The 21,251-nt window shown below is 60.5% G+C and carries 21 protein-coding genes; 6 read left to right on the top strand and 15 right to left on the bottom strand.

Annotated elements, in window-relative coordinates:
• Positions 1-37 precede the first annotated feature (37 nt).
• Positions 38-1,042, top strand: a complete 1,005-nt coding sequence (locus ACJO2E_RS13250; protein WP_406964434.1) for a zinc ABC transporter substrate-binding protein — start codon at positions 38-40, stop codon at positions 1,040-1,042.
• On the opposite strand, the gene ACJO2E_RS13245 is transcribed toward ACJO2E_RS13250, so the two are convergent.
• The 5 genes from ACJO2E_RS13245 to potA are packed head-to-tail and all read right to left on the bottom strand — an operon-like array spanning position 1,013 to position 5,774.
• Positions 1,013-1,936, bottom strand: coding sequence for an AEC family transporter (locus ACJO2E_RS13245; protein ID WP_406964432.1), 924 nt, complete (start codon positions 1,934-1,936; stop codon positions 1,013-1,015). The two genes, ACJO2E_RS13250 and ACJO2E_RS13245, sit on opposite strands and share 30 nt — an antisense overlap.
• A 56-nt stretch (positions 1,937-1,992) precedes the next feature.
• Positions 1,993-3,036 carry an ABC transporter substrate-binding protein gene (locus ACJO2E_RS13240; protein WP_406964431.1) on the bottom strand — a complete coding sequence of 348 codons (1,044 nt, stop codon included), beginning with the start codon at positions 3,034-3,036 and terminating at the stop codon, positions 1,993-1,995.
• On the bottom strand, positions 3,033-3,803 hold the full coding sequence (gene potC / locus ACJO2E_RS13235) for a spermidine/putrescine ABC transporter permease PotC (RefSeq protein WP_406964430.1): 771 nt from the start codon (positions 3,801-3,803) through the stop codon (positions 3,033-3,035). Before potC ends, ACJO2E_RS13240 begins: the two co-directional genes overlap by 4 nt.
• On the bottom strand, positions 3,800-4,660 hold the full coding sequence (potB, locus tag ACJO2E_RS13230; protein ID WP_406964429.1) for a spermidine/putrescine ABC transporter permease PotB: 861 nt from the start codon (positions 4,658-4,660) through the stop codon (positions 3,800-3,802). The genes potC and potB overlap by 4 nt, the downstream gene beginning before the upstream one ends.
• Positions 4,653-5,774, bottom strand: a complete 1,122-nt coding sequence (gene potA, locus ACJO2E_RS13225) for a spermidine/putrescine ABC transporter ATP-binding protein PotA (protein WP_406964428.1) — start codon at positions 5,772-5,774, stop codon at positions 4,653-4,655. Before potA ends, potB begins: the two co-directional genes overlap by 8 nt.
• A gap of 174 nt (positions 5,775-5,948) precedes the next feature.
• On the opposite strand from potA, the gene dusA reads away from it, so the two are divergent.
• The 5 genes from dusA to ACJO2E_RS13200 all read left to right on the top strand — a co-directional run bounded on the left by dusA (position 5,949) and on the right by ACJO2E_RS13200 (position 10,454).
• The gene (dusA, locus tag ACJO2E_RS13220; RefSeq protein ID WP_406964427.1) at positions 5,949-6,965 is read left to right on the top strand and encodes a tRNA dihydrouridine(20/20a) synthase DusA; all 1,017 of its coding nucleotides are present in this window, start codon (positions 5,949-5,951) and stop codon (positions 6,963-6,965) included.
• A 112-nt stretch (positions 6,966-7,077) separates the two neighbouring features.
• Positions 7,078-8,043: a transaldolase gene (gene tal / locus ACJO2E_RS13215; protein WP_406964426.1), complete on the top strand. Its 966-nt coding sequence runs from the start codon at positions 7,078-7,080 to the stop codon at positions 8,041-8,043.
• 18 nt (positions 8,044-8,061) lie between these two features.
• Entirely contained in the window at positions 8,062-8,517 is a 456-nt protein-coding gene (locus ACJO2E_RS13210) for a tellurite resistance TerB family protein (protein ID WP_406964425.1), read from the top strand.
• A 21-nt stretch (positions 8,518-8,538) separates the two neighbouring features.
• A complete protein-coding gene (locus tag ACJO2E_RS13205; RefSeq protein WP_406964423.1) occupies positions 8,539-9,666 on the top strand; it encodes a 3-deoxy-7-phosphoheptulonate synthase in 1,128 nt (375 codons plus the stop codon).
• The gene (locus tag ACJO2E_RS13200; protein WP_406964422.1) at positions 9,663-10,454 is read left to right on the top strand and encodes a glycerophosphodiester phosphodiesterase; all 792 of its coding nucleotides are present in this window, start codon (positions 9,663-9,665) and stop codon (positions 10,452-10,454) included. Before ACJO2E_RS13205 ends, ACJO2E_RS13200 begins: the two co-directional genes overlap by 4 nt.
• 57 nt (positions 10,455-10,511) lie before the next feature.
• Here the strand turns inward: ACJO2E_RS13200 and sthA are convergent, their stop codons facing one another.
• The 10 genes from sthA to ACJO2E_RS13150 all read right to left on the bottom strand — a co-directional run bounded on the left by sthA (position 10,512) and on the right by ACJO2E_RS13150 (position 21,084).
• Positions 10,512-11,903, bottom strand: coding sequence for a Si-specific NAD(P)(+) transhydrogenase (gene sthA, locus ACJO2E_RS13195; protein WP_406964421.1), 1,392 nt, complete (start codon positions 11,901-11,903; stop codon positions 10,512-10,514).
• Between the two features lie 106 nt (positions 11,904-12,009).
• Positions 12,010-12,264 (bottom strand): (Na+)-NQR maturation NqrM, encoded by a 255-nt coding sequence (nqrM, locus tag ACJO2E_RS13190; protein ID WP_406964419.1) that lies wholly within the window; start codon positions 12,262-12,264, stop codon positions 12,010-12,012.
• Between the two features lie 12 nt (positions 12,265-12,276).
• Positions 12,277-13,314, bottom strand: coding sequence for an FAD:protein FMN transferase (locus tag ACJO2E_RS13185; RefSeq protein ID WP_406964418.1), 1,038 nt, complete (start codon positions 13,312-13,314; stop codon positions 12,277-12,279).
• Between the two features lie 22 nt (positions 13,315-13,336).
• The gene (gene nqrF / locus ACJO2E_RS13180; RefSeq protein ID WP_406964416.1) at positions 13,337-14,563 is read right to left on the bottom strand and encodes an NADH:ubiquinone reductase (Na(+)-transporting) subunit F; all 1,227 of its coding nucleotides are present in this window, start codon (positions 14,561-14,563) and stop codon (positions 13,337-13,339) included.
• A 37-nt stretch (positions 14,564-14,600) separates the two neighbouring features.
• On the bottom strand, positions 14,601-15,209 hold the full coding sequence (nqrE, locus tag ACJO2E_RS13175; RefSeq protein WP_328184964.1) for an NADH:ubiquinone reductase (Na(+)-transporting) subunit E: 609 nt from the start codon (positions 15,207-15,209) through the stop codon (positions 14,601-14,603).
• Entirely contained in the window at positions 15,209-15,874 is a 666-nt protein-coding gene (locus ACJO2E_RS13170; RefSeq protein WP_328184965.1) for an NADH:ubiquinone reductase (Na(+)-transporting) subunit D, read from the bottom strand. Before ACJO2E_RS13170 ends, nqrE begins: the two co-directional genes overlap by 1 nt.
• A gap of 2 nt (positions 15,875-15,876) precedes the next feature.
• Positions 15,877-16,680 carry a Na(+)-translocating NADH-quinone reductase subunit C gene (locus ACJO2E_RS13165; protein WP_406964414.1) on the bottom strand — a complete coding sequence of 268 codons (804 nt, stop codon included), beginning with the start codon at positions 16,678-16,680 and terminating at the stop codon, positions 15,877-15,879.
• A complete protein-coding gene (locus ACJO2E_RS13160; protein WP_406964412.1) occupies positions 16,673-17,881 on the bottom strand; it encodes an NADH:ubiquinone reductase (Na(+)-transporting) subunit B in 1,209 nt (402 codons plus the stop codon). The genes ACJO2E_RS13165 and ACJO2E_RS13160 overlap by 8 nt, the downstream gene beginning before the upstream one ends.
• A gap of 3 nt (positions 17,882-17,884) precedes the next feature.
• Positions 17,885-19,231 (bottom strand): Na(+)-translocating NADH-quinone reductase subunit A, encoded by a 1,347-nt coding sequence (locus ACJO2E_RS13155; protein WP_406964410.1) that lies wholly within the window; start codon positions 19,229-19,231, stop codon positions 17,885-17,887.
• A 356-nt stretch (positions 19,232-19,587) separates the two neighbouring features.
• Positions 19,588-21,084 (bottom strand): glyceraldehyde-3-phosphate dehydrogenase, encoded by a 1,497-nt coding sequence (locus tag ACJO2E_RS13150; protein ID WP_406964409.1) that lies wholly within the window; start codon positions 21,082-21,084, stop codon positions 19,588-19,590.
• Between the last annotated feature and the right edge of the window lie 167 nt (positions 21,085-21,251).

The raw sequence follows: 21,251 nt of genomic DNA, 5'->3' as shown, positions 1-21,251 counted from the left end.
TAACGTTTTATTAATCCATCCTGGACACACCCTCACTATGCTTGCATTACCGTCACTACGCAGCGCCGTACCGGCCATTATCGTCCTGCTCCTGTGGAGCTGCCTGGCTTCCGCGTCCGCGGATACTCCCCAGGTTGTCACCTCCCTCAAGCCCGTGGAATTACTGGTCCGCGCTGTGGCCCATGACCAGGTGGAAGTCACCACCCTGGTTCCAGCCGGCTCCAGCCCCCACACCTACCAGTTGCGCCCCTCCGAGCGCCGTCAACTGGCAGCAGCTGATCGGGTCTTCTGGGTCGGCCCGGGTATGGAAACCTTCCTGACCCGCCTGCTCACAGGGCCGGATCTCCAGGACCGTAGCGTGGCCCTGGCGCCGGAGGAACAGAACACCCAGGGACAGATTCACGATGAGCACGAGCACCATGACGAAGAGCACGGGCACGGTGATGCCGAGTCGGAACACCATGAGAGCCATGGCCATGAACAGGCCCATGACCATCATGGCCACAGTCACGGCGAAGGTGAGGACCCCCATATCTGGCTCGACCCAGCCCTGGCCATCACCATGGCAGAAACCATCGCCGGTCACCTGAAGGAACTGGATGGCGTGGACGCCGGTGCCATCGACCGCAACCTCGCCAGCTTCACCCACGACCTGCAAGCCCGCGAGGCATCCATCCGGGAGCAACTGGCGCCCGCCCGGGAGCTGGACCTGTTCACCTATCACGATGCCTTCGGACGGTTTGCGGAACACTACGGCCTGGCCATTGCTGGCGTGCTGACACTGAGCCCCGAACGCACTCCCGGCGCCCGACACCTGGCGGAAGTCCAGAATCGCCTGAACAGGGCGGAGCAGGCCTGCCTGATGATAGAACCCCAGTTTGACCGCCAGTGGTGGCAGTCACTGATGGGGGATGTGGAACTGCCCATCAGCGTTTGGGATCCACTGGCCAGCGATATTCCGGCCACACCCCAGGGCTATCTCGACTTCCAGCAGAGCATGGCCGCCGCCGTCCTAAACTGCCTGCCAGAGAAAACCGAGTAACAGAGGCAGGGTTACCATGCCCAGCAGAGTCTGGCCACTGATAATAGCCGCCATCAGGGGGGCATCGCCCCCCAGTTGCCGGGCCAGGATATAGGAAGAGGTTGCCGTGGGCAGGGCCGCCAGCAGGATGGCCGCCTGCACCATGGTGCCGTCCATCCCCAATAGCAGGGCAAGGCCCAGGGTCAGCACCGGGAACACCACCAGCTTGGCCACGGACGACACCAGGAAAGGCGCCGAAGCATGACGCAGTGCCTTTAACTCCAGCCCCGCCCCCACGCACATCAGCCCCAGCGGCAACGCCAGATTACTGAGCGGTTCCAGGATGCCCGCCAGAATCGGATGGAAACCGACCCGGAAGAAGCTCCAGATCACGCCGGCTACCGACCCGATGATCAACGGATTAGTGACAATGGCCCTGAGTACCGGCGCCAGTCGCAACCGGCCCTGGCGACAGGTCACCGAGAACATCAGGATGCACAGCAGGTTCAGCAGCGGCACCTTGACCGCTACGGCCACGGCAATCAGCGACAGTCCGTCGTCCCCCAGCAACATTCCGGCCGCCGCCAGCCCCACGTAGGAGTTGAAACGGATGCCACCCTGGAACACCGATGAGAACACCGGCCCCGGCCAGCGCCAGATGAGCTGGATAACCACCAGCACCAGGGTCATGGCCACCAGCATGGCGGCAATCAGCAGCAGGATCTCGCCATAGGCTGAGGCGGGAAGACGCGCCTGTCCCAGCTTATAGATGAGCATGGCCGGGAACAGGGCATAGTAGGTAAAGCGTTCGGCGTGAATCCAGAAGCCGTCGGCGGGAAAATGCCAGCGGCGGAACAGGTGCCCCAAAACAATCAGCACGAATACCGGTATCAGGGCCTGGACCACGACTGACATTTCTGGCTCCTCAAAAGATGGAAGCTGAGGATGCTACCATTTTTCGGACCGGGTCTTTACCCGCCGGTCTTCAGTTGCTCCCAGTAACGGTTGTATACCTGCATGGCGTCGTCGCCCACATCTTCCTGGAACTCGGCGTTTTCCATGTCCTCACTGGTGGGGTAGCTGGCGCGATTGCCGGCCACCTCTTCCGGCAACAGATCACGGGCCGCCAGGTTGGGGGTCGCGTAGCCGATCTCCTCGCTGATCAGCGCGGAGATCTCCGGCTGCAGCACGAAACTGATGAACTTGTGGGCCGCTTCCGGGTTGGCCGCAGTCTTGGGAATGACGAAACTGTCCAGCCAGACAATGACACCCTCCTCCGGATAGATATACTCCAGTGACGGCATGTCATCCTTGCCCATCACTGCCTCGCCGTTCCAGATCATGCCGATATCGGTTTCCCCTTCCAGGTAGGGCATGCGCGGAGCGTCGGAGTTGAAGGTACGCACAGCCGGCATGAGTTCCCTGAGCTTCTCGTAGGCTTCCTCGATCTTCTGCGGATCCCGGGTGTTGCCGGAGTACCCCAGCACGCTCAACCCGACATGGAACACCTCCCGCATATCGTTGGTCAGCATCACCTGGCCATCATATTTCTCATTCCACAGGTCGGCCCAGCCACTGACCTCCGCCGGATCCACTGCGTCGCTGTCGACGGCCAGACCAGTGGTGCCCCACAGGTAGGGTACGGAATAGGCGTTGCCCTCGTCGAAGCTCTGGTCCACCAGCTCCGGATCCAGCTTGTCAAAGCCCTCGATCTGGCTGTGGTCGATCTCCATCAGCAGATCTTCCTTGCGCATCTTGTTGACGTAGTAGGTGGACGGTACCGCCAGGTCATACTGGCTGCTGTCGTCCAGCAACTTCAGACGGGCATACATGGCCTCGTTGCTGTCGTAGGTGGTGTAGACCACCTGGATGCCAGTCTCTTCCTCAAAACGATCAAGCACTTCCTGGGGCATGTACTCGGACCAGTTGTACAGGTTCAGCACCTGCTCCTCTTCCTGACCGCTGCACCCGGTCAGGGCGACTGTCGTCAGTCCAGCCAATACCAGTTTCTTCATCGTTTGCTCCTCACAAGAATCCATTGGGACATCACAAGCATCAGCAGTGAAAACACCAGCAGCAGGGTACCCAGTGCGTTCACTTCCGGTTTCAGGCCGACACGAACCATAGAGTAGATTCGCAACGGCAGGATTTCATATCCCGGCCCGCTGACGAAAGTGCTCACCACCACGTCGTCCAGGCTCAGGGTAAAGCCCAGTAACCAGCCCGCCAGCAGGGCCGGCATGATCACTGGCAGCAGCACGGTCCGCGTCATGGTGAAGTCCGAAGCCCCCAGATCCCGGGCGGCCTCGGGCAGTCGCTCATCAAAGCCCGCCAGGCGCGCCATGACGGTAATCACCACGAACGGCAGGCAGAAGGTGACGTGTGCCAGCAACAGCGAGACATAGCCCAACTCCATACCCACCAGCAGGAACAGGGCCAGCAGCGAGATGGCCAGTACGATCTCCGGCGACATCATCACCACGAACAGCATACCCTTTAGGGCCTTCTTGCCCCGGAAACGGTACCGGTGCAGAGCCAGCGCCGTCAGCGCGCCGATCAGTGTGGACAGGGTGGCGGCGGAGACCGCCAGCCACAGGGAATTCCACAGCGCCTGCATCATGGCGCTATTGTTGAACAGCGCCTCATACCAGCGCAGGCTAAAGCCGCCCCAGCGGTACCCGGTGCGACCGTCGTTGAACGAGAACACCACCAGCACCGCGATGGGGATGTAGAGCGCCAGGTAGACCAGCGTGAGGTAGGCTCTGGGCAGCCAGCGAGTCATACGTCACTCTCCTCACCCAGCCGCCGCTGACTCAGCCGGTGGGTGAACAGCAACAGTGCCATGGCCAGGGTCAGCAGGATGGCGGCCGCCGCGCCGAAGGGCCAGTCCCGGGCGTCCAGGAACTGGTTCTTGATGACATTACCCACCAGCAGGTTGCGGGAACCGCCGAGGATGTCCGGCACGAAGAACAGCCCCATGGCCGGCAACAGCACCAGCATGACCCCGGCCAGCACCCCCGGCAGGGTCAGCGGCACCACCACGTGGATAAAGGTACTGAAGCGTCCCGCCCCCAGGTCGTGGGATGCCATCAGCAGTTCCCGGCGCAAGTCCTCGAACACCGAGTACAGGGGCAGGATCATGAACGGCAGCAGCAGGTAGACCAGTCCGACGATCACGGCGCCTTCGGTGTACAGCATCCTCAGGGGTTCATCAATCAGCCCCATGGACATCAGCCCGTTATTGATCAGGCCGTTGGTGGCCATCAGCAGTTTCAGAGCGTAGGTGCGTACGAGCGAATTGGTCCAGAAAGGGACAATCAGCAGGAAGATTAACAGCAGCTGCCGCTCCCTGCCCACCCGCGACAGTGCCCAGGCGAAGGGATAACCGATCAGCAGACAGCACAGCGTGGACACCGCGGCCATGTACAGGGAATGCAGGAAAACTTCCAGGTACAGCGGGTCCACCAGGGCACGATAGTTCTCCAGCGTCACCGGCAGGGAGAGGAAGGTCGCCGGATCCCGGGTCAGGAAACTGGTCGCAATCACCAGCAGGTTCGGCGCCAGCACCAGGGCCAGCAGCCAGCCCCAGACCAACACCAGCACCCCGGTACGGAAGGGTTGCCGCAGCCCCCTAAGCATCCGCCGCGTGGTCCCCGTCAACGGTAGTCGTTTCCCTGGGCAGCAGCCATTCCCAGCCCTCTACCCAGCTCACACGTACCGGCTCGCCAAGACGGTAGTCGAAGGCGGGGTCGTCCTCATCGAAGAACTCGCTGGCCAGCACTTCGGTGCCGTCCTCCAGGTGGATGACCGAATCCAGGGTACTGCCCTTGTAGTTGCGCTCCACCACCTTGCCGGGAAAGCCATGATCAGCATCGGGTTCCAGCACCCGGATATCCTCCGGACGCAGCAGGACATGGACGGCCTGCCCCGTCTCCAGGGAAAACCGGGGGCGGGGCATGCTGCGACGGTAACCGGCAACATTGACCATGATCTGGTCCCCGTCCGCCTGCTCCAGGGTGCCGGGGAAGAGATTGGTTTCCCCGACGAACCGCGCCGTGAACAGGTTGGCTGGGCGTTCGTAGATTTCCCGGGGTGTCCCTTTCTGCTGCACCACCCCGTCCATCAGCACAACCACTCGATCCGACATGGACAGGGCCTCTTCCTGGTCGTGGGTCACGAACACGAAAGTAATGCCCAACTCCCGCTGCAGACGCTTGAGCTCAATCTGCATGGTCCGCCGCAGCTTGTAGTCCAGGGCCGACAGGGGTTCATCCAGCAACAGCAGTTTCGGGCGCTTGACCACGGCCCGGGCAATGGCCACCCGCTGCTGCTGGCCACCGGACAACTGATGCGGCTTGCGGTGGGCGTATTCCCCGAGCTGGACCATGTCCAGGGCGTCCTGCACCCGCTGGCGGATTTCGTCCTTCGGACGTTTCTCCATCTTCAGGCCATAGGCCACATTGTCGAATACCGACATATGGGGAAACAGCGCATAGTTCTGGAACACGGTGTTCAGGGGGCGCTGCTCCGGCGGCAGATCGGTAATGTCCGCCCCTGCCAGCTCAATCCGCCCGGTATCCGGCACCTCGAAGCCGGCCAGCAGCCGCAATAGCGTGGTTTTGCCACAGCCGGAAGGCCCCAGCAGGGTAATAAACTCCCCGTCGGCAATGTCCAGATCCAGCGAATCCAGTACCGTCTTGCCCGAAAAGCTCTTGCCAAGATTTCTTAATGAAAGCAGCGTCTTCTGTGTCATCAGCGGCGCCCGAAAGGTGAGGTGGCTATTTTTTCAGAAAATGGGGGTATGAGCAAAGGGTGAAGCACCTTCCAGGCAGATACCGGCCAATGTTGCCCTCGGAACTCTGCTACAGACGGAACGGGTCTATGGGGTACAATACCCGCCCATTCAACGGCTATTCGTTTCGGGTTCATGGTACACAACAGCATTCCCCTATCCCGCCGCTTCAGTGTGGCCCCTATGATGGACTGGACCACCCCCCATTTTCGCTACCTGGCGCGGCTACTCAGCCGTCGGGCACTGCTGTATACGGAAATGGTCACCACCGGGGCGCTGATCCATGGGGATACCGAACGGTTCCTGCGTCACAATGCCGAGGAGTATCCCCTGGCACTGCAACTGGGTGGCAGCAACCCGGACGAACTGGCCCATTGTGCCCGCCTGGCGGAGCAGTTTGGCTTTGACGAAGTGAACCTGAATGTGGGCTGCCCCAGTGACCGGGTGCAGAACAATATGATCGGCGCCTGCCTGATGGGCCACCCCGGGAAAGTGGCTGAAGGTGTGCGGGCAATGATCGCCGCCACATCCCTGCCGGTGACCGTCAAGCACCGTATCGGCATTGATGGCCGTGAATCCTGGGACGACCTGTGCCACTTTATCGAGACGGTGGCGGAGGCCGGCTGCCGGACCTTTATCGTCCATGCCCGCATTGCCATCCTGGAAGGCCTGAGCCCGAAGGAGAACCGTGATGTGCCGCCGCTCAAGTACCCCTGGGTGTATGACCTCAAGGCCCGCTACCCGGAGCTGGAAATCATCATCAACGGCGGCATCAAAACATTCGGGGAATGCCATGAGCACCTTAACCACACCGACGGCGTAATGCTGGGCCGCGAGGCCTACCATAACCCGTGGCTGCTGGCCGGCGTGGACAGCGAGTTCTTTGGTGACACAGACCCGGTCGCTTCCCGCCATGATGCCCTGCGGACCATGTTACCGTTCATCCAGGAGGAACTGGATCGGGGCGTATACCTGACCCACATCACCCGGCATATCATGGGCCTGTTCCATGGCCAGCCCGGCGGACGGCAGTTCCGGCGTCATATCAGCGAGAACGCCCACCGGCCCGGCAGTGGTATCGAGGTGGTACTGGATGCCCTGGCCAAGGTACGCGAACCCGACCGTGAATCTGCCCCCGAGACCGTCACCTAACAGGCCGTTAAGCCGTTCCTGTCTTGTTCCCGTCCTGGCAGCCGGTTATCGTATCAGTATGTAACCTCACCTGCGCCAGGACGCCTATATAACGACACAAGGAACAGGACCCATGACCAGCAAGCTTGAACAACTGAAATCCATGACCACCGTGGTGGCCGACACCGGTGACCTGGAAGCCATTGCCGAATGGCGCCCGGAAGATGCCACCACCAACCCTTCCCTGCTGCTCAAGGCTGCCACCTCGGATGCCTACCGTCCGATGCTGGACGAGGCCGTGGATTACGCCAGCCGCCAGGGCGGCAGTGACCAGGAACAACTGGCCTGGGCAACGGATCACCTGGCGGTACAGGCCGGCCGGAAGATCCTCGACCTGATTCCCGGCGTGGTGTCCACGGAAGTGGATGCCCGACTGTCCTTTGATACCGTCGCCACCGTGGACAAGGCCCGGCGGCTCATCAGACTGTACGAACAGGCGGAAGTGGATACCAGCCGTGTGCTGATCAAGATCGCCTCCACCTGGGAAGGCATCCGCGCCGCCGAGCAACTGGAGAAGGAAGGCATCCACTGTAACCTGACCCTGTTGTTCTCCTTCGTACAGGCAGCCGCCTGCGCCGATGCCGGTGCCTTCCTGATCTCTCCGTTCGTCGGCCGTATCCTCGACTGGCACCTGGCCCACAGCGACCGGGACGCCTTTGCACCGGAAGAAGACCCCGGCGTGCAGTCGGTATCCCGGATCTACCATTACTATAAGGCCCATAGTTATGACACGGTGGTGATGGGCGCCAGTTTCCGTAACATTGGGGAAATCGAGCAACTGGCCGGCTGCGACCGGCTGACCATCAGCCCAGCCCTGCTGCAGGCGCTGAAGGAAGATTCCGGCGAACTGCCACGGAAGCTGTCCCCGGATAACGCCACCAGCCCGGACCGACCGGTCATCATGGACGAACGTCTGTTCCGCTGGGAATCCAATGAGGACGCCATGGCCACCGAGAAGCTGGCCGAGGGCATCCGCCGGTTTGCCGCCGACCAGATTGAACTGGAGCAACGGGTCAGCCGATTGGCCAGCGTGGCCTGACCAGAAGGAATTACAACGATGATAGACCGCCTTCGCCAGATGCTGTTTCCGGATACCGGAAAGACTGGCGGCTCCCCCAACCCGGACAGCCATCAACTGGCCGTTGCCGCCACCGCGTTGATGGTCCAGCTGTCCCGGGTCGATAACGATGAGGACCAGCGGGAGCTGGCCGCCATAGTGGACTGTGCCATTCGCGTACACCAGATCACCCGGGAGGAAGCCCGGTCGATACTGGACGATGCCCTCAACCATGCCGATGACTCCACCTCCCTGTACGAGTTCACCGGCGTGCTCAACGAGCAGCTCAGCCAGGAATCCAAGCAGGCCGTGCTGGAGAGCATCTGGCGGGTGGCACTGGCCGATGACCGCATCGACAAGTATGAGGAACACCTGATCCGTCGCATGGCGGACCTGCTGCACCTCAACCATCGGGAATACATGCAGGCACGGCACCGGGCCGAACAATCCCACTGACACGATCCCAGGAGGGACGTCATGCTCGCCATTCTCCATCCGGATACGCCCCTGGACAGCGACAGCTATCGCCAGACCCTGCATTTCCTGCAGAACCTGCCCGGTGTGGCCGTGAAGGTTCACGAAGTGGAGGGGGCCACCCAGCGATTGACCGAGATCTACCTGCTGGGGGATACCAAGAGCCTGGACAAGGACGAGATCGAAGCCCTGCCCGCCGTGGAACGGGTGATCCGCATCTCCGACGACTACCGCATCCTTGGCCGGCACCGGGATGACCGACGCCAGTCCGGTTTCAGCTATAACGGCGTGGACTTCAGCCAGGACAACCTGAACGTGTTTGCCGGCCTGTGCGCCGTGGATACCCAGGAACATGTGGAGATCATGATGCGGACCCTGAGTGAACAGGGTCAGCACTGTACCCGCATGGGCGCCTACAAGCCCCGCACCAATCCCTATTCTTTCCAGGGCCACGGCAAGAGCTGCCTGCCCTGGGTGTTCGAGACCGCGGGCAAGCACGATATCCGGGTGGTCGCCATGGAAATCACCCATGAGAGCCACATCGAGGAAATCGACGAGTGCCTGGAAAAGCTCGGGCGGCCAACCGGCGTCATGCTCCAGGTGGGCACCCGCAATACCCAGAACTTCGAGCTACTCAAGGCCATCGGCCGCCAGAAGACCTACCCGGTGCTGCTCAAGCGGGGCTTCGGCATCACCCTGAACGAGTCCCTCAACGCCGCCGAGTATCTGGCCAGCGAGGGCAACGCCAATGTGGTCTTCTGCCTGCGGGGCATGAAAACCGAAGCCGGGAATCCCCACCGGAACATGGTGGATTTCGCCCATGTACCCACGGTGAAGCGCCTGACCCGCATGCCGGTGTGTATCGACCCTTCCCACTCCGTGGGCAGCCGTGACGCGGCACCAGACGGCATCCCCGATGTCATGCACGCCACCGCCCAGGGCGTGGTGGCCGGCGCCAACATGGTGCTGGTGGACTTTCACCCGAGGCCGGGAAAAGCCCTGGTGGATGGCCCCCAGGCACTGTTGATGGAGGAGCTGCCGGCCTACCTTGAAGATGTCAGCCAATGCCACCAGCTCTGGAAGAAACGCCAGCAGCTCTATCGCAGGACGGGAGAATCAGCAACACCATGATCATCTATGGTCATCGCGGAGCGCGGGGGGAAGCGCCGGAAAATACCCTGCCGGGTTTCGAGACCGCCTATCGCCACGGCATTCGGCACTTTGAACTGGACGTCCAGCTATCCGCGGACGGGGTGCCGGTGGTTATCCATGACATCACCCTTGACCGGACCACCGGTCAGGCAGGCAAGGTCGCCAGCCACACCGCCTCTGAACTGGCCAGGATGGACGCCCGCCACCAGACCACCCCCTGGCCCGAGCCGGCGGGTATTCCTTCGCTGGAACAGGTACTGGATGCCTGCCCGGATGTCCACCACTACCAGCTTGAGGTCAAACCCGATGCCCGCAGCCGTCTCAACGTCCTGTGCAACCGGCTCACCGAGCTGATCCAGAAACGCCAACTGTTCGACGGGGTAGTGGTCACCTCCTCCGATGCCTGGTTCCTGCAGGAGATCAAGCGTCGCAACCGGAAGATCCACACCGGCTACGTCGCCGGTCGTCGTTTCCCCAGGCCCGTAGCCACCGCCAAGCGCCTGGGCTGCAGCTACCTGGTGCCCAGTTGGCGGATCTGTTCCCGGGACATGGTCAGGCAGGCCCAGCGCCTCGATATGCAAGTGTCGGTATGGACCGTTAACCGCATCCACGACATGCTGCTGATGGAAGACATGGGGGTAAACAGCATCATCACCGACTTCCCCACCAGTACCCGGATCTACTTCGATAACCGCAGGGTGCGGTTACCGTCATCATCCTCCGAGCCGGAACACAACCCGTCCCGGGGCCAGGGTGCAACTATTTAGGGCTGGCCCTGGCAACGATCACCCCTGAAAAGGGTGATCGTACGCCTCTCCGGAACGCTAGAAAATACGATTCAGACCGTTGAGGGCCGCCACCCGGTAGGCTTCCGCCATGGTGGGGTAATTGAAGGTGGTATTGATGAAATAGTTCAGGGAGTTGGCTTCCCCTTCCTGATTCATGATGGCCTGGCCGATGTGCACGATTTCCGCCGCCTGGTCACCAAAGCAGTGGATACCCAGGATTTCCCGGGTTTCCCGGTGGAACAGGATCTTCAGCATGCCCACCTTCTCTCCGGTGATCTGGGCCCGGGCCAGATCCTTGAAGAACGCCTGTCCCACGTCGTAGGGTACCTTCCTTTCCGTCAGTTCCCGCTCGGTGGGCCCCACCGAACTGATTTCCGGGATGGTGTAGATACCTGTGGGCACATCGGAGACGAAGCGGAAATACTCATCCTGCACGATATCCGAGGATACCGAGCGTCCCTGGTCATAGGCGGCACTGGCCAGACTCGGCCAGCCGATCACATCCCCGGCGGCATAGATATTGGGAACCGCCGTCCGGTAGTGTTCATCCACCTGTAGCTGGCCACGACCGTTGGGCTCCAGTTCCAGGTTTTCCAGTCCGAGGCTGTCGGTGTTGCCCGCCCGGCCATTACACCACAGGAAGGCATCGGCACGGATCTTCTTCCCGGACTTGAGGGACAGCACCACGCCATGGTCATCCCCGTCCACGGACTCGTACTCCTCATTGTGGCGCACCAGCACGCCGTTGTTACGCAGGTGGTAGCTGAGTGCGTCGGAAATCTCGTCATCCAGGAACGACAGCAGGCGATTGCCCGGATTGATCAGGTCCACCTTCACCCCCAGTCCGGCAAAGATGGAGGCGTATTCCGACCCGATAACACCGGCGCCATAGATAATCAGTGTCCGGGGTGTGTGGGACAGGTTGAGGATGGTATCGCTGTTGTAGATGCGACGGTGGCGGAAATTCACGTCGGGCGGCATGTAAGGCCGTGAGCCGGTGGCAATCACCGCCTGCTTGAAGTTGAGCACTTCCGCCGTCTTGTTCCCACGCACTTCCAGCCGGTTCCCGTCCAGGAAAAAGGCACGGCCATTGATCAGGTCCACGCGGTTACGGGCATAGAACTGGGTGCGCAGTTTGACCTGCTTGTCGATCACCGTCTGGGCATTCTGCAACACCCGGGGGAACGAGAACCAGCGAGGCTCGCCGATATCCCGGAACATCTGGTTGGTGTTAAAGGTGATAATCTGTTTGACAGAGTGCCTGAGGGCTTTTGACGGTATGGTTCCCCAGTGGGTGCAGTTGCCGCCGACGTTGGGCTTGTCTTCGATGATTGCGACGCGCTTGCCGTGTTTGGTGGCATTCATGGCGGCGCCTTCGCCCGAAGGGCCGGCACCGATCACCACAACGTCATAATGATGTTCTGCCATCAGGACTGTCGCTCCTTATCGCGTGGTCAAGAGGGAAGCCCCGGCAGCAAGGCTCGCGCTTCGCGATCGGGGCATGAAGTTGCTGTCTGTTTTCGACGACTCGCGTTCAGGACGGGCTGCGGCCACCCCGGGCGGCCTGCGTGGCATCATAGGCAAGGTCACTGGCATCCGCATCGGCGGACCCGGTGTTTTCCTCGCACTTGCTGGTGTCACCTCCACAGATTTCACAGGGCCCGGTTATGCCTGCCGCACCAAGGCCGCCGCAGGTGCCGGAAATAGGCTTGCGTCCGAAGATCACGCCGACGGACATGGCCGCCACCAGCAGACCAACAATCAGCAGTGCCAGTAGAAAGGTGCCCATGACTACCTCCTGTCACTCAATCAGATAGGTGGCGAAGGCGGGGGTATGGTAGGTCTCGAAGCCCTCCCCCTCGCGCACGATAAAATACACCGCCAGGTTTTTCTGCAGGGCCAGACGGTAACCCTCGTCATAGCCTATCACGGTAAAGGCCGTAGCCCAGGCATCGGCCATCATCGACGATTCCGCAATTACCGTGACCGAGGCCAGCCGATGCCCGACCGGGCGCCCGGTAGCCGGGTCTATGGTATGGGAATAGCGCTGGCCATCCGATTCGTAATAGTTACGATAGTCACCGGAGGTGGCCATGCCATTCCGGTCCATGGCGATCACCCGGTTGATCTGCCGGGCATCCTCCACCGGTTGCTCCACCGCCAGCCGCCAAGCGGAACCGTCCGGCTTGCGACCGCTGACCCTGACCTCACCGCCGATTTCCACCAGATACCGGTCAATACCCTGCCCTTCCAGGTAACGGGCAACGGCGTCAACGCCATAGCCCTTGGCGATACCGGACAGGTCCAGGTACTGCGGCTGTTCCGCACGGATGGCCTGTTTCACCGGGTCCAGTTCCAGAAAGCGGAAACCGGTCCGTGACAGGCGCTGCTGTAACTCGGCGTCGTCCGGCACCTCCTCGGGACGTCCCTCGGGGCCGAACCCCCACAGATTCACCACCGGCCCGATGGTGATATCGAAGGCACCACCGGACTCATCCGCCACCTTGTGGGCCGCTTCCAGCACCTCGAACAGTTCGCCGGATACCGGTGTCCAGCCACTCTGGTCTTCCAGCTGGTTGATGCGGCTCAGTTCCGAATCATCCCGCCAGGTGGACATGGCCGCATCCACCGATTCCAGGGTTGCCTCTATACCTTGCGACAGATCTTCAAGGGTTTCCCTGTCGTCGGTCAATACGACGTTAATATGGTATTGGGTGCCAAAGATAGGGCCGGAGATTTCCCAGACCTTTTCCTCGGGCTCAAACGAACAACCCGCCAGAGCGGCCACGGCCAGCACCCAGAGGATGCTGGCCAGGGTCACCCTGACGGGTCGGGACATGCCGGATGTCATCAGAGCGCCTTTAACCCCCGAAGTCGTCCAGCATGATGTTCTCGTCTTCCACACCAAGATCCTTGAGCATCTTGATGCAGGACGCGTTCATGATGGGGGGGCCGCACATGTAGTACTCACAATCTTCCGGAGCCGGGTGGTCCTTCAGGTAGTTTTCGTACAGGACGTTGTGGATAAACCCGGTGGGGCCTTCCCAGTTGTCCTCGGGCAGCGCGTCCGACAGGGCTACGTGCCACTCGAAGTTATCGTTCTCCCGCTGCAGCATGTCGAAGTCTTCCACGTAGAACATCTCGCGGACACTCCGGGCGCCGTACCAGAAGCTGATCTTGCGATCGCTCTTGAGACGCTTGAGCTGGTCGAAGATATGGGAGCGCATGGGCGCCATGCCGGCACCACCACCAATGAACACCATTTCGGCGTCGGTCTTCTTGGCGAAGAACTCCCCGAACGGCCCCATCACCGTCACCTTGTCACCCGGCTTCAGGTTGAACACGTAGGACGACATGATGCCCGGCGGATGATCAGTGCCGGGAGGCGGCGTGGCAATCCGGATGTTGAACTTGAGAACGCCCTTCTCTTCCGGATAGTTGGCCATGGAATAGGCGCGGATGGTCTCTTCCTTGTTGATGGCCTTGTAGCGCCAGATATCGTGCTTGTCCCAGTCCTCGTGGAATTCCTCCTCGATCACGAAGTCCTTGAACGGGATTTCGTAGGGAGGGCACTCCAGCTGGACGTAACCACCGGCGCGGAAGTCCACTTCCTCGCCTTCCGGCAGTTTCAGTACCAGTTCCTTGATGAAGGTGGCCACGTTGTGATTGGACACCACCTCGCACTCCCACTTCTTCACGCCGAAGAACTCTTCCGGCACCTCGATCTTCATGTCCTGCTTCACCGGCACCTGGCAGGACAGGCGCCAGCCTTCCTTCTCTTCCCGGGGCGTGAAGTGGGTCTTCTCGGTGGGCAGCATGGCGCCGCCGCCGTCAAATACCTTGCACTTGCACTGGGCGCAGGTACCGCCGCCGCCACAGGCGGAGGACAGGAAGATACCGCTGTTGGCCAGGGTGCCCAGCAGCTTGCCACCGGCACTGGTCTTCAGGGTGTGCTCGGGGTCATCGTTGATCTCAATGGTCACATCACCGGTGCTTACCAGCTTGGAGCGGGCGGCGAGGATGATCGCCACCAGCGCCAGAACGATAACGGTGAACATGACCACGCCGAGAATGATTTCTGTATTCATGGTCTCGCCTTTTCGTTAAACCGAATCACCGGGTTGTTTACAGGGAAATGCCGGAGAAGGACATGAAGCCCAGGGACATCAGACCCACGGTAATGAAGGTGATGCCCAGGCCACGCAGGCCCTCGGGAACGTCGCTGTACTTCAGCTTCTCACGGATGCCGGCCAGGGCGACAATGGCCAGGGCCCAGCCCACACCGGCACCGAAGCCGTACACCAGGCTCTCACCAAAGGTATAGTCCCGCTCCACCATGAACAGTGACGCACCCAGGATGGCGCAGTTCACCGTAATCAGCGGCAGGAACACACCCAGCGCGGCGTAGAGGGCCGGAATGTACTTGTCCAGCACCATTTCCATAATCTGTACGATGGCGGCGATTACCCCGATGTACGTCAGCAGGCCCAGGAAGCTCAGGTCCACGTTGGGCAGACCGGCCCACTCCAGGGCCCCCTCCCGCAGGATGGTGTTGTACAGCAGGTTGTTCACCGGCACGGTGACAGTCAGCACCACAACCACGGCGATACCCAGGCCAACGGCGGCCTCGATCTTCTTGGAAATGGCCAGGAAGGTACACATCCCCAGGAAGAAGGCCAGCGCCATGTTCTCAACAAAGATGGCCTTCAGGATCAGACTGATATAGTGCTCCATCAGAAGGCCTCCTTGGCGGTGTGGCGGGACATCTTGTATTCCGGCTCCTCAACCTGCTCCGGTTTCCAGGCGCGCAGGCCCCAGATTGCCAGACCAATGATGAAGAAGGCACTCGGCGGCAGCAGCAACAGGCCGTTGGGCACATACCAGCCGCCTTCGTTGACCGTCGGCAGCAGGGTGAAGCCGAACAGTGAGCCGGCGCCGATCAACTCCCGGAAGAAGGCCACGAAAAGCAGCATCACCGAGTAGCCGAGACCGTTACCAATACCGTCCAGGAAACTCAGCAGCGGCGGGTTGTTCATGGCGAAGCCTTCCGCACGGCCCATCACGATGCAGTTGGTGATAATCAGACCAACAAACACCGACAGCTGCTTGGAAATCTCATAGGCGTAGGCCTTGAGGATCTGGTCCACCACGATAACCAGGGAGGCGATGATGGTCATCTGCACGATGATCCGGATACTGCCCGGAATCTGCGTGCGAACCAGCGATACCGCCAGGTTGGAAAAGCCGGTAACCGCAATAACCGCCAGGCACATGACAATGGTCACGCTCAGGCTGGTCGTCACCGCCAGCGCGGAGCAGATACCGAGGATCTGCAGCGCGATGGGGTTGTTACTGAAGATCGGTTCGAAGAGAACCTGTTTGGCTGAAGCGTCTGCCATGATCAGACCTCCCCTTCACGAAGTTTTTGCAGGAACGGCGCGAATCCGCGGTCGCCCATCCAGTAGTTCACCAGTTGCTGGACACCACGGCTGGTCAGGGTTGCCCCGGACAGTGCATCGACCTTGTGCTCCCGGTCTCGGGCATCGGAACTGACCCCACCCTTGACGAGCTGGATCTGCGGCTCGGACATATCGTTACCGTACAGTTCCTTGCCGACCCACTGCTGTTTCCAGCGGGGGTTATCCACTTCGCCACCCAGGCCGGGGGTTTCCGCGTGAGCATAGAAACCCAGGCCTTCGATGGTGTTCAGGTCACCTTCCAGTGACACAAAACCATAGAGCGTGGACCACAGACCGTAGCCGTGGATGGGCAGCACCACACGGGTGAGTTCGCCATTTTCACTGAGGGTATAGATCTTGGCGACATTGGGACGGCGCTTGATGCCGGCCTTGTCTTCACTGGACGGGATGTTGGTGGACATCTCGGGGTCTGAAGCGGCCTTGTACATATCGTACTTCATGGGGTCTTCGACACCCACGGCGGACGGCTCCACATACTCACCGGTATCCAGGTCGACCAGTCGTACCTCAAAACGGGCAAACTGCTGTTCGATCTCGTCCACGCTGGTACCCGGCTCCAGCATACCAGCTGCGGCCAGGATGTTGGTCTTGATGTCCAGGTTCTGGTTCTGGATCTGCGCCGGGCGCAGCATTACGGCAGCGGTGGACACGACAACCGAGAACGCGATGCTCAGTACCAGCGCCACCAGAAGGGTTCTGGCGACAGTATCTTTGGGTTTAGCCACGGGCAAGCCTCCGTTTGATGTTGGCCTGAACCACGTAGTGATCCATCAGCGGTGCAAACAGGTTGGCGAACAGGATGGCCAGCATAATGCCTTCCGGGAACGCCGGGTTAACCACACGGATGAGTACGGTCATCACCCCCACCAGGATGCCAAAGCACCAGCGACCGGTGTCGGTCATGGCGGCGGATACCGGATCCGTGGCCATGAACATCATGCCGAAGGCAAAACCGCCCATTACCAGGTGCCATTCCGGGCCAACGCCAAAGAACGGGTTGGTGTCGGAACCGATCACATTGAACAGCAATGCCGTGGCGATCATACCGATCATCACCCCTCCGACAATGCGCCAGGAGGCGATCTTCATACCCAGCAGGATCAGGCCGCCGATCAGGATCGCCAGGGTGGAGGTTTCCCCCATGGAACCCTGGATGGTTCCCATGAAGGCGTTCATCCAGCCGATGTTCTGCTCCAGCGCCTCCAGGCCACCGGACGCCGCCCAGCTCAGGGCCGTGGCACCACTGAAGCCATCAATAGCGGTCCATACGGTGTCACCGGAAATCTGCGCCGGGTAGGCAAAGTACAGGAACGCACGACCGGTCAGGGCCGGGTTCAGGAAGTTCTTGCCGGTACCGCCGAACACTTCCTTGCCGATCACCACACCGAAGGTGATGCCCAGGGCCACCTGCCAGAGCGGGATGGTGGGCGGACAGATCAGCGCGAACAGCACGGAGGTCACGAAGAAACCCTCGTTCACCTCGTGACGACGGACGGTGGCGAACAGCACTTCCCAGAAACCGCCAACCGCGAAGGTGACGAAGTAGATGGGAATGAAGTACGCCATGCCATAGACAAAGTTGTCCCAGATACCGGCACCGGAGCCAGTCACTGCCAGCGCCTGGATGAAGGCCGCCCGCAGACCACCGTCGGCCACCATGGCATCCGGATTGGCCGCCAGGAAGTTGTTGGCCTGGAAGCCAATGTTCCACATGCCGAAGAACATGGCCGGGAACGTACACAGCCATACCGTGATCATGATGCGCTTGAGGTCGATGCCGTCACGCACATGGGAGGTGGTGGAAGTCACGCTGGCCGGCGAATAGAAAATGGTGTCTACCGCCTCGTACAGGGCATACCAGCGCTCGTACTTGCCGCCCTTTTCGAAATGATGCTCGATGTTATCGAGAAACTGTCGGATTGCCATCGGTTAGCCCTCGATCTCGATTCGGGTCAGGTTCTCACGGAGAATCGGACCGTACTCGTATTTACCCGGACACACGAAGGTGCACAGCGCCAGATCCTCTTCGTCCAGCTCCAGCGCACCCAGCTTCTGTGCCATTTCGGTGTCGCCCACGATCAGCGTGCGCAGCAGCTGCGTCGGCAGGATATCCAGGGGCATGACCTTCTCGTAGACACCCACCGGGACCATCGCCCGCTCGCTGCCGTTGGTGGTGGTGGTAAAGTCAAACTTCTTGCCACCGACCAGCTTTGACAGGTAGATATTCATGACCGAGAACTTGTTGGCACCGGGGGACAGCCAGCCCATGAACTGGCGCTTGTTGCCTTCCTCCAGCACGGATATCTGGTTCGCGTAACGCCCCAGGTAGGCGCAGGGACCGGTGCCACGGCGACCGCCGAACACGGATCCGGAGATGGCACGCACCTCACAGTCGGAGGCCACTTCGTCCTTCAACAGCTCGTCCAGACTGGCACCAATGCGGGTGCGGACCAGACGGGGACTGGAAGCTTTCGGGCCACCAATGGCCACCACACGCTCCACGGGAAGCTCACCGGTTTCGAACAGCCGGGCAATGTCGATCACGTCCTGGTAGCCGATGCTCCAGACCGTCTTGCCCAGGGAAACGGGATCCAGGTAATGAATATGGGTGCCCACGTTGCCTGCCGGATGGACGCCGTCGAACTGCTCCACCTGGATGGCATCGGACTGGGGCACCGGCACGTCGGAACCGGGCCGGCCGGTCACGAACACCTTGCCGTTGGTCAGTTTGCTCAGGATCTGCAGGCCCTTGCTGAAGGCCTCGCCCTGCTCCCTGATGATCACCACAGGATCCGCCGCCAGCGGATTGGTGTCCATCACCGAGACAAAAATGGAGTTGGGGGAAGAGTCGATGGCCGGCACCTTACTGAAGGGCCGGGTACGGAAGGCGGTCCACAGACCGGATTCCACCAGGTTGTCCACCACCTGCTGGCGCTCGAGGGAGGCCAGGTCGGCGTCGCTGTAACGGGCGAAGGTTTCCGCCTCGTCACCGTCGATTTCGATCACCAGTGACTGGAATACCCGCCGCTCACCACGGTTGATTTCTTTGACAACACCGGCGGCCGGTGAGGTATAGCGAACGCCCTGGGTCTTCTTGTCCGTAAACAGCAGCGACCCGCGCTTGACGCGGTCCCCCTCTTTCACTTCCATCGTCGGCTTCATGCCGTTGTAATCAAAGCCGATCAGCGCGACATGGCGTACCGGCTTTCCTTCTGAGATGGTCTGTTCAGGAGCGCCGCTGATGGGAAGATCCAGGCCTTTTTTGATATTGATCATTAGCCTCGTCCGTTCATCAGGAACTGTTAAAGGATTGATCACGCCCGACCCCAGCGGCCCAGTTCCCCGACATTTCAAGCGAAGCTTGTGCAGCCCGGATAAAGGCTGATGACCGTGCCCCATTGCACGCGGTAGCGGTCAGTTTTCAGGAAAGCGATGAGAAGCGGGTGCCAGACGTACCCAAAATCGCGCCAATTATAGAGATTAAGAGAACCTATTTCCACCGGTAACCTTAGCAGGGGAACCTGACCTTGGTCGTAACGAACGGACATGGAAACCGGCGAAAAGTATCTGATAGGTAATAAAAAACCCCGGAGGCCAGGGGCCGCCGGGGTTCTGGAGCTTACTGACCGGAATCAGTCAGCGAGGGCCTGGGCCCATTCCCGGGAACGCTTCGGGAAGATCGGGTAGGTCACGCCCGCCATCTGGTTGACGCAGCGAATCACCTGGGCGCTGTAGCCAAACTCGTTGTCATACCAGACATAGAGGATCAGGCGTTTGCCGCTGGCAATAGTGGCCTGGGCATCCACCACTCCGGCATGGCGGGAGCCGACAAAGTCGGAGGACACCACTTCCGGTGAGTTGACGAAGTCGATCTGCTTCTGCAGTTCGGAGTGCAGGGCCATCTCCCGCAGGTACTCGTTGGCGCTCTCGACGGTGACGTCCTTCTCCAGGTTCAGGTGAAGGATGGCCATGGAGACGTTGGGAGTGGGTACCCGGATGGCGTTACCACTCAGCTTGCCCTTGAGCTCCGGCAGGGCCTTGGCCACCGCCTTGGCAGCCCCGGTCTCGGTCAGAACCATATTCAACGGTGCACTGCGACCACGGCGACTGCCTTTGTGGTAGTTGTCGATCAGGTTCTGGTCGTTGGTGTACGAGTGAACGGTCTCAACGTGCCCATCCAGGATAGTGAACTCATCATGGACGGCCTTCAGCACTGGCGTGATGGCATTGGTGGTACAGGAGGCCGCGGACAGGATCCGGTCATCATCGGTGATGCTGTCGTTGTTGATGCCATAGACGATGTTCTTGATATCGCCCTTGCCCGGGGCGGTCAGGATCACCCGGCTGGCCCCCTTCGATTTGAGATGCAGCCCCAGGCCTTCCTCGTCCCGCCACTTACCGGTGTTGTCGATGATCACGGCATTATTGATACCGTATTCCGTGTAATCCACCTTGTCGGGGCCGTCAGAGTAGATCACCTTGATGAAGTTACCATTGGCGATCAGTGCAGAGTTTTCCTCGTCCACGGTGATGGTGCCGTTGAACGGACCATGGACGGAATCCCGGCGCAGCAGGCTGGCGCGCTTCTCCAGGTCATTGTCGGCGCCACCCTGGCGAACCACGATGGCACGCAGGCGCAGGTTGTTACCGCCACCGGCCTTCTCAATCAGGATGCGGGCCAGCAGGCGACCGATACGACCAAAACCATAGAGCACCACGTCCTTGGTTTCCTCAACCGCATTCTTCTCGGACTCGGCGCGGTACTGGCCAACCACCGGACCGATCTCGTCACGCACGAAATCTTCCAGGGAGCGGCCATTGCCCTCGGCCTTGAACTTCACGGCCAGCTTGCCGATATCCACGTGAGCCTGGCCCAGCTCCAGCCTGTCCATGACCTCCAGAAGCGGCAGGGTGTCGTGCACGGACAGCTCGCTGTCTTCCACCTGCCGGACAAAGCGATGCGCCCGGATGATACCAATAACCGACTGGTTAATGATTGAACGACCGTAGACGGATGTCACCACGTTATTCTTGCGGTAAAGCCGGCCGATCAGGGGAATCATGGCCTCGGCGGTAGACTCCCGCTCGGTCCAGTTGGACAGGTGCTGGTTGATCTGTTCGTGACTCACGCTTGAACCTCTGCAGTTGGCACTCGAAAAAATGGGTGCGTATTATCCAATTTAAGGAGCCTGTGGACAACTCCTACTCGAAAAACGCGACGGCAATCCCTCGCCCGACCCTGCCAGGCCCTGTTCACCATACTGTCATGACAGTTCAGGCTGTCACCGATAGAATA

Origin of the sequence: Marinobacter shunpengi (assembly GCF_045449695.1) — a bacterium.
Lineage (GTDB): Bacteria > Pseudomonadota > Gammaproteobacteria > Pseudomonadales > Oleiphilaceae > Marinobacter.
This window is presented reverse-complemented; position numbering and strand designations above follow the sequence as displayed.

Excerpts from the sequence above, each read along its gene's own strand:
- ACJO2E_RS13250 (WP_406964434.1), top strand. The coding sequence starts at position 38 with ATGCTTGCATTACCGTCACTACGCAGCGCCGTACCGGCCATTATCGTC.
- ACJO2E_RS13245 (WP_406964432.1), bottom strand. The coding sequence starts at position 1,936 with ATGTCAGTCGTGGTCCAGGCCCTGATACCGGTATTCGTGCTGATTGTT.
- ACJO2E_RS13240 (WP_406964431.1), bottom strand. The coding sequence starts at position 3,036 with ATGAAGAAACTGGTATTGGCTGGACTGACGACAGTCGCCCTGACCGGG.
- potC (WP_406964430.1), bottom strand. The coding sequence starts at position 3,803 with ATGACTCGCTGGCTGCCCAGAGCCTACCTCACGCTGGTCTACCTGGCG.
- potB (WP_406964429.1), bottom strand. The coding sequence starts at position 4,660 with ATGCTTAGGGGGCTGCGGCAACCCTTCCGTACCGGGGTGCTGGTGTTG.
- potA (WP_406964428.1), bottom strand. The coding sequence starts at position 5,774 with ATGACACAGAAGACGCTGCTTTCATTAAGAAATCTTGGCAAGAGCTTT.
- dusA (WP_406964427.1), top strand. The coding sequence starts at position 5,949 with ATGGTACACAACAGCATTCCCCTATCCCGCCGCTTCAGTGTGGCCCCT.
- tal (WP_406964426.1), top strand. The coding sequence starts at position 7,078 with ATGACCAGCAAGCTTGAACAACTGAAATCCATGACCACCGTGGTGGCC.
- ACJO2E_RS13210 (WP_406964425.1), top strand. The coding sequence starts at position 8,062 with ATGATAGACCGCCTTCGCCAGATGCTGTTTCCGGATACCGGAAAGACT.
- ACJO2E_RS13205 (WP_406964423.1), top strand. The coding sequence starts at position 8,539 with ATGCTCGCCATTCTCCATCCGGATACGCCCCTGGACAGCGACAGCTAT.
- ACJO2E_RS13200 (WP_406964422.1), top strand. The coding sequence starts at position 9,663 with ATGATCATCTATGGTCATCGCGGAGCGCGGGGGGAAGCGCCGGAAAAT.
- sthA (WP_406964421.1), bottom strand. The coding sequence starts at position 11,903 with ATGGCAGAACATCATTATGACGTTGTGGTGATCGGTGCCGGCCCTTCG.
- nqrM (WP_406964419.1), bottom strand. The coding sequence starts at position 12,264 with ATGGGCACCTTTCTACTGGCACTGCTGATTGTTGGTCTGCTGGTGGCG.
- ACJO2E_RS13185 (WP_406964418.1), bottom strand. The coding sequence starts at position 13,314 with ATGTCCCGACCCGTCAGGGTGACCCTGGCCAGCATCCTCTGGGTGCTG.
- nqrF (WP_406964416.1), bottom strand. The coding sequence starts at position 14,563 with ATGAATACAGAAATCATTCTCGGCGTGGTCATGTTCACCGTTATCGTT.
- nqrE (WP_328184964.1), bottom strand. The coding sequence starts at position 15,209 with ATGGAGCACTATATCAGTCTGATCCTGAAGGCCATCTTTGTTGAGAAC.
- ACJO2E_RS13170 (WP_328184965.1), bottom strand. The coding sequence starts at position 15,874 with ATGGCAGACGCTTCAGCCAAACAGGTTCTCTTCGAACCGATCTTCAGT.
- ACJO2E_RS13160 (WP_406964412.1), bottom strand. The coding sequence starts at position 17,881 with ATGGCAATCCGACAGTTTCTCGATAACATCGAGCATCATTTCGAAAAG.
- ACJO2E_RS13155 (WP_406964410.1), bottom strand. The coding sequence starts at position 19,231 with ATGATCAATATCAAAAAAGGCCTGGATCTTCCCATCAGCGGCGCTCCT.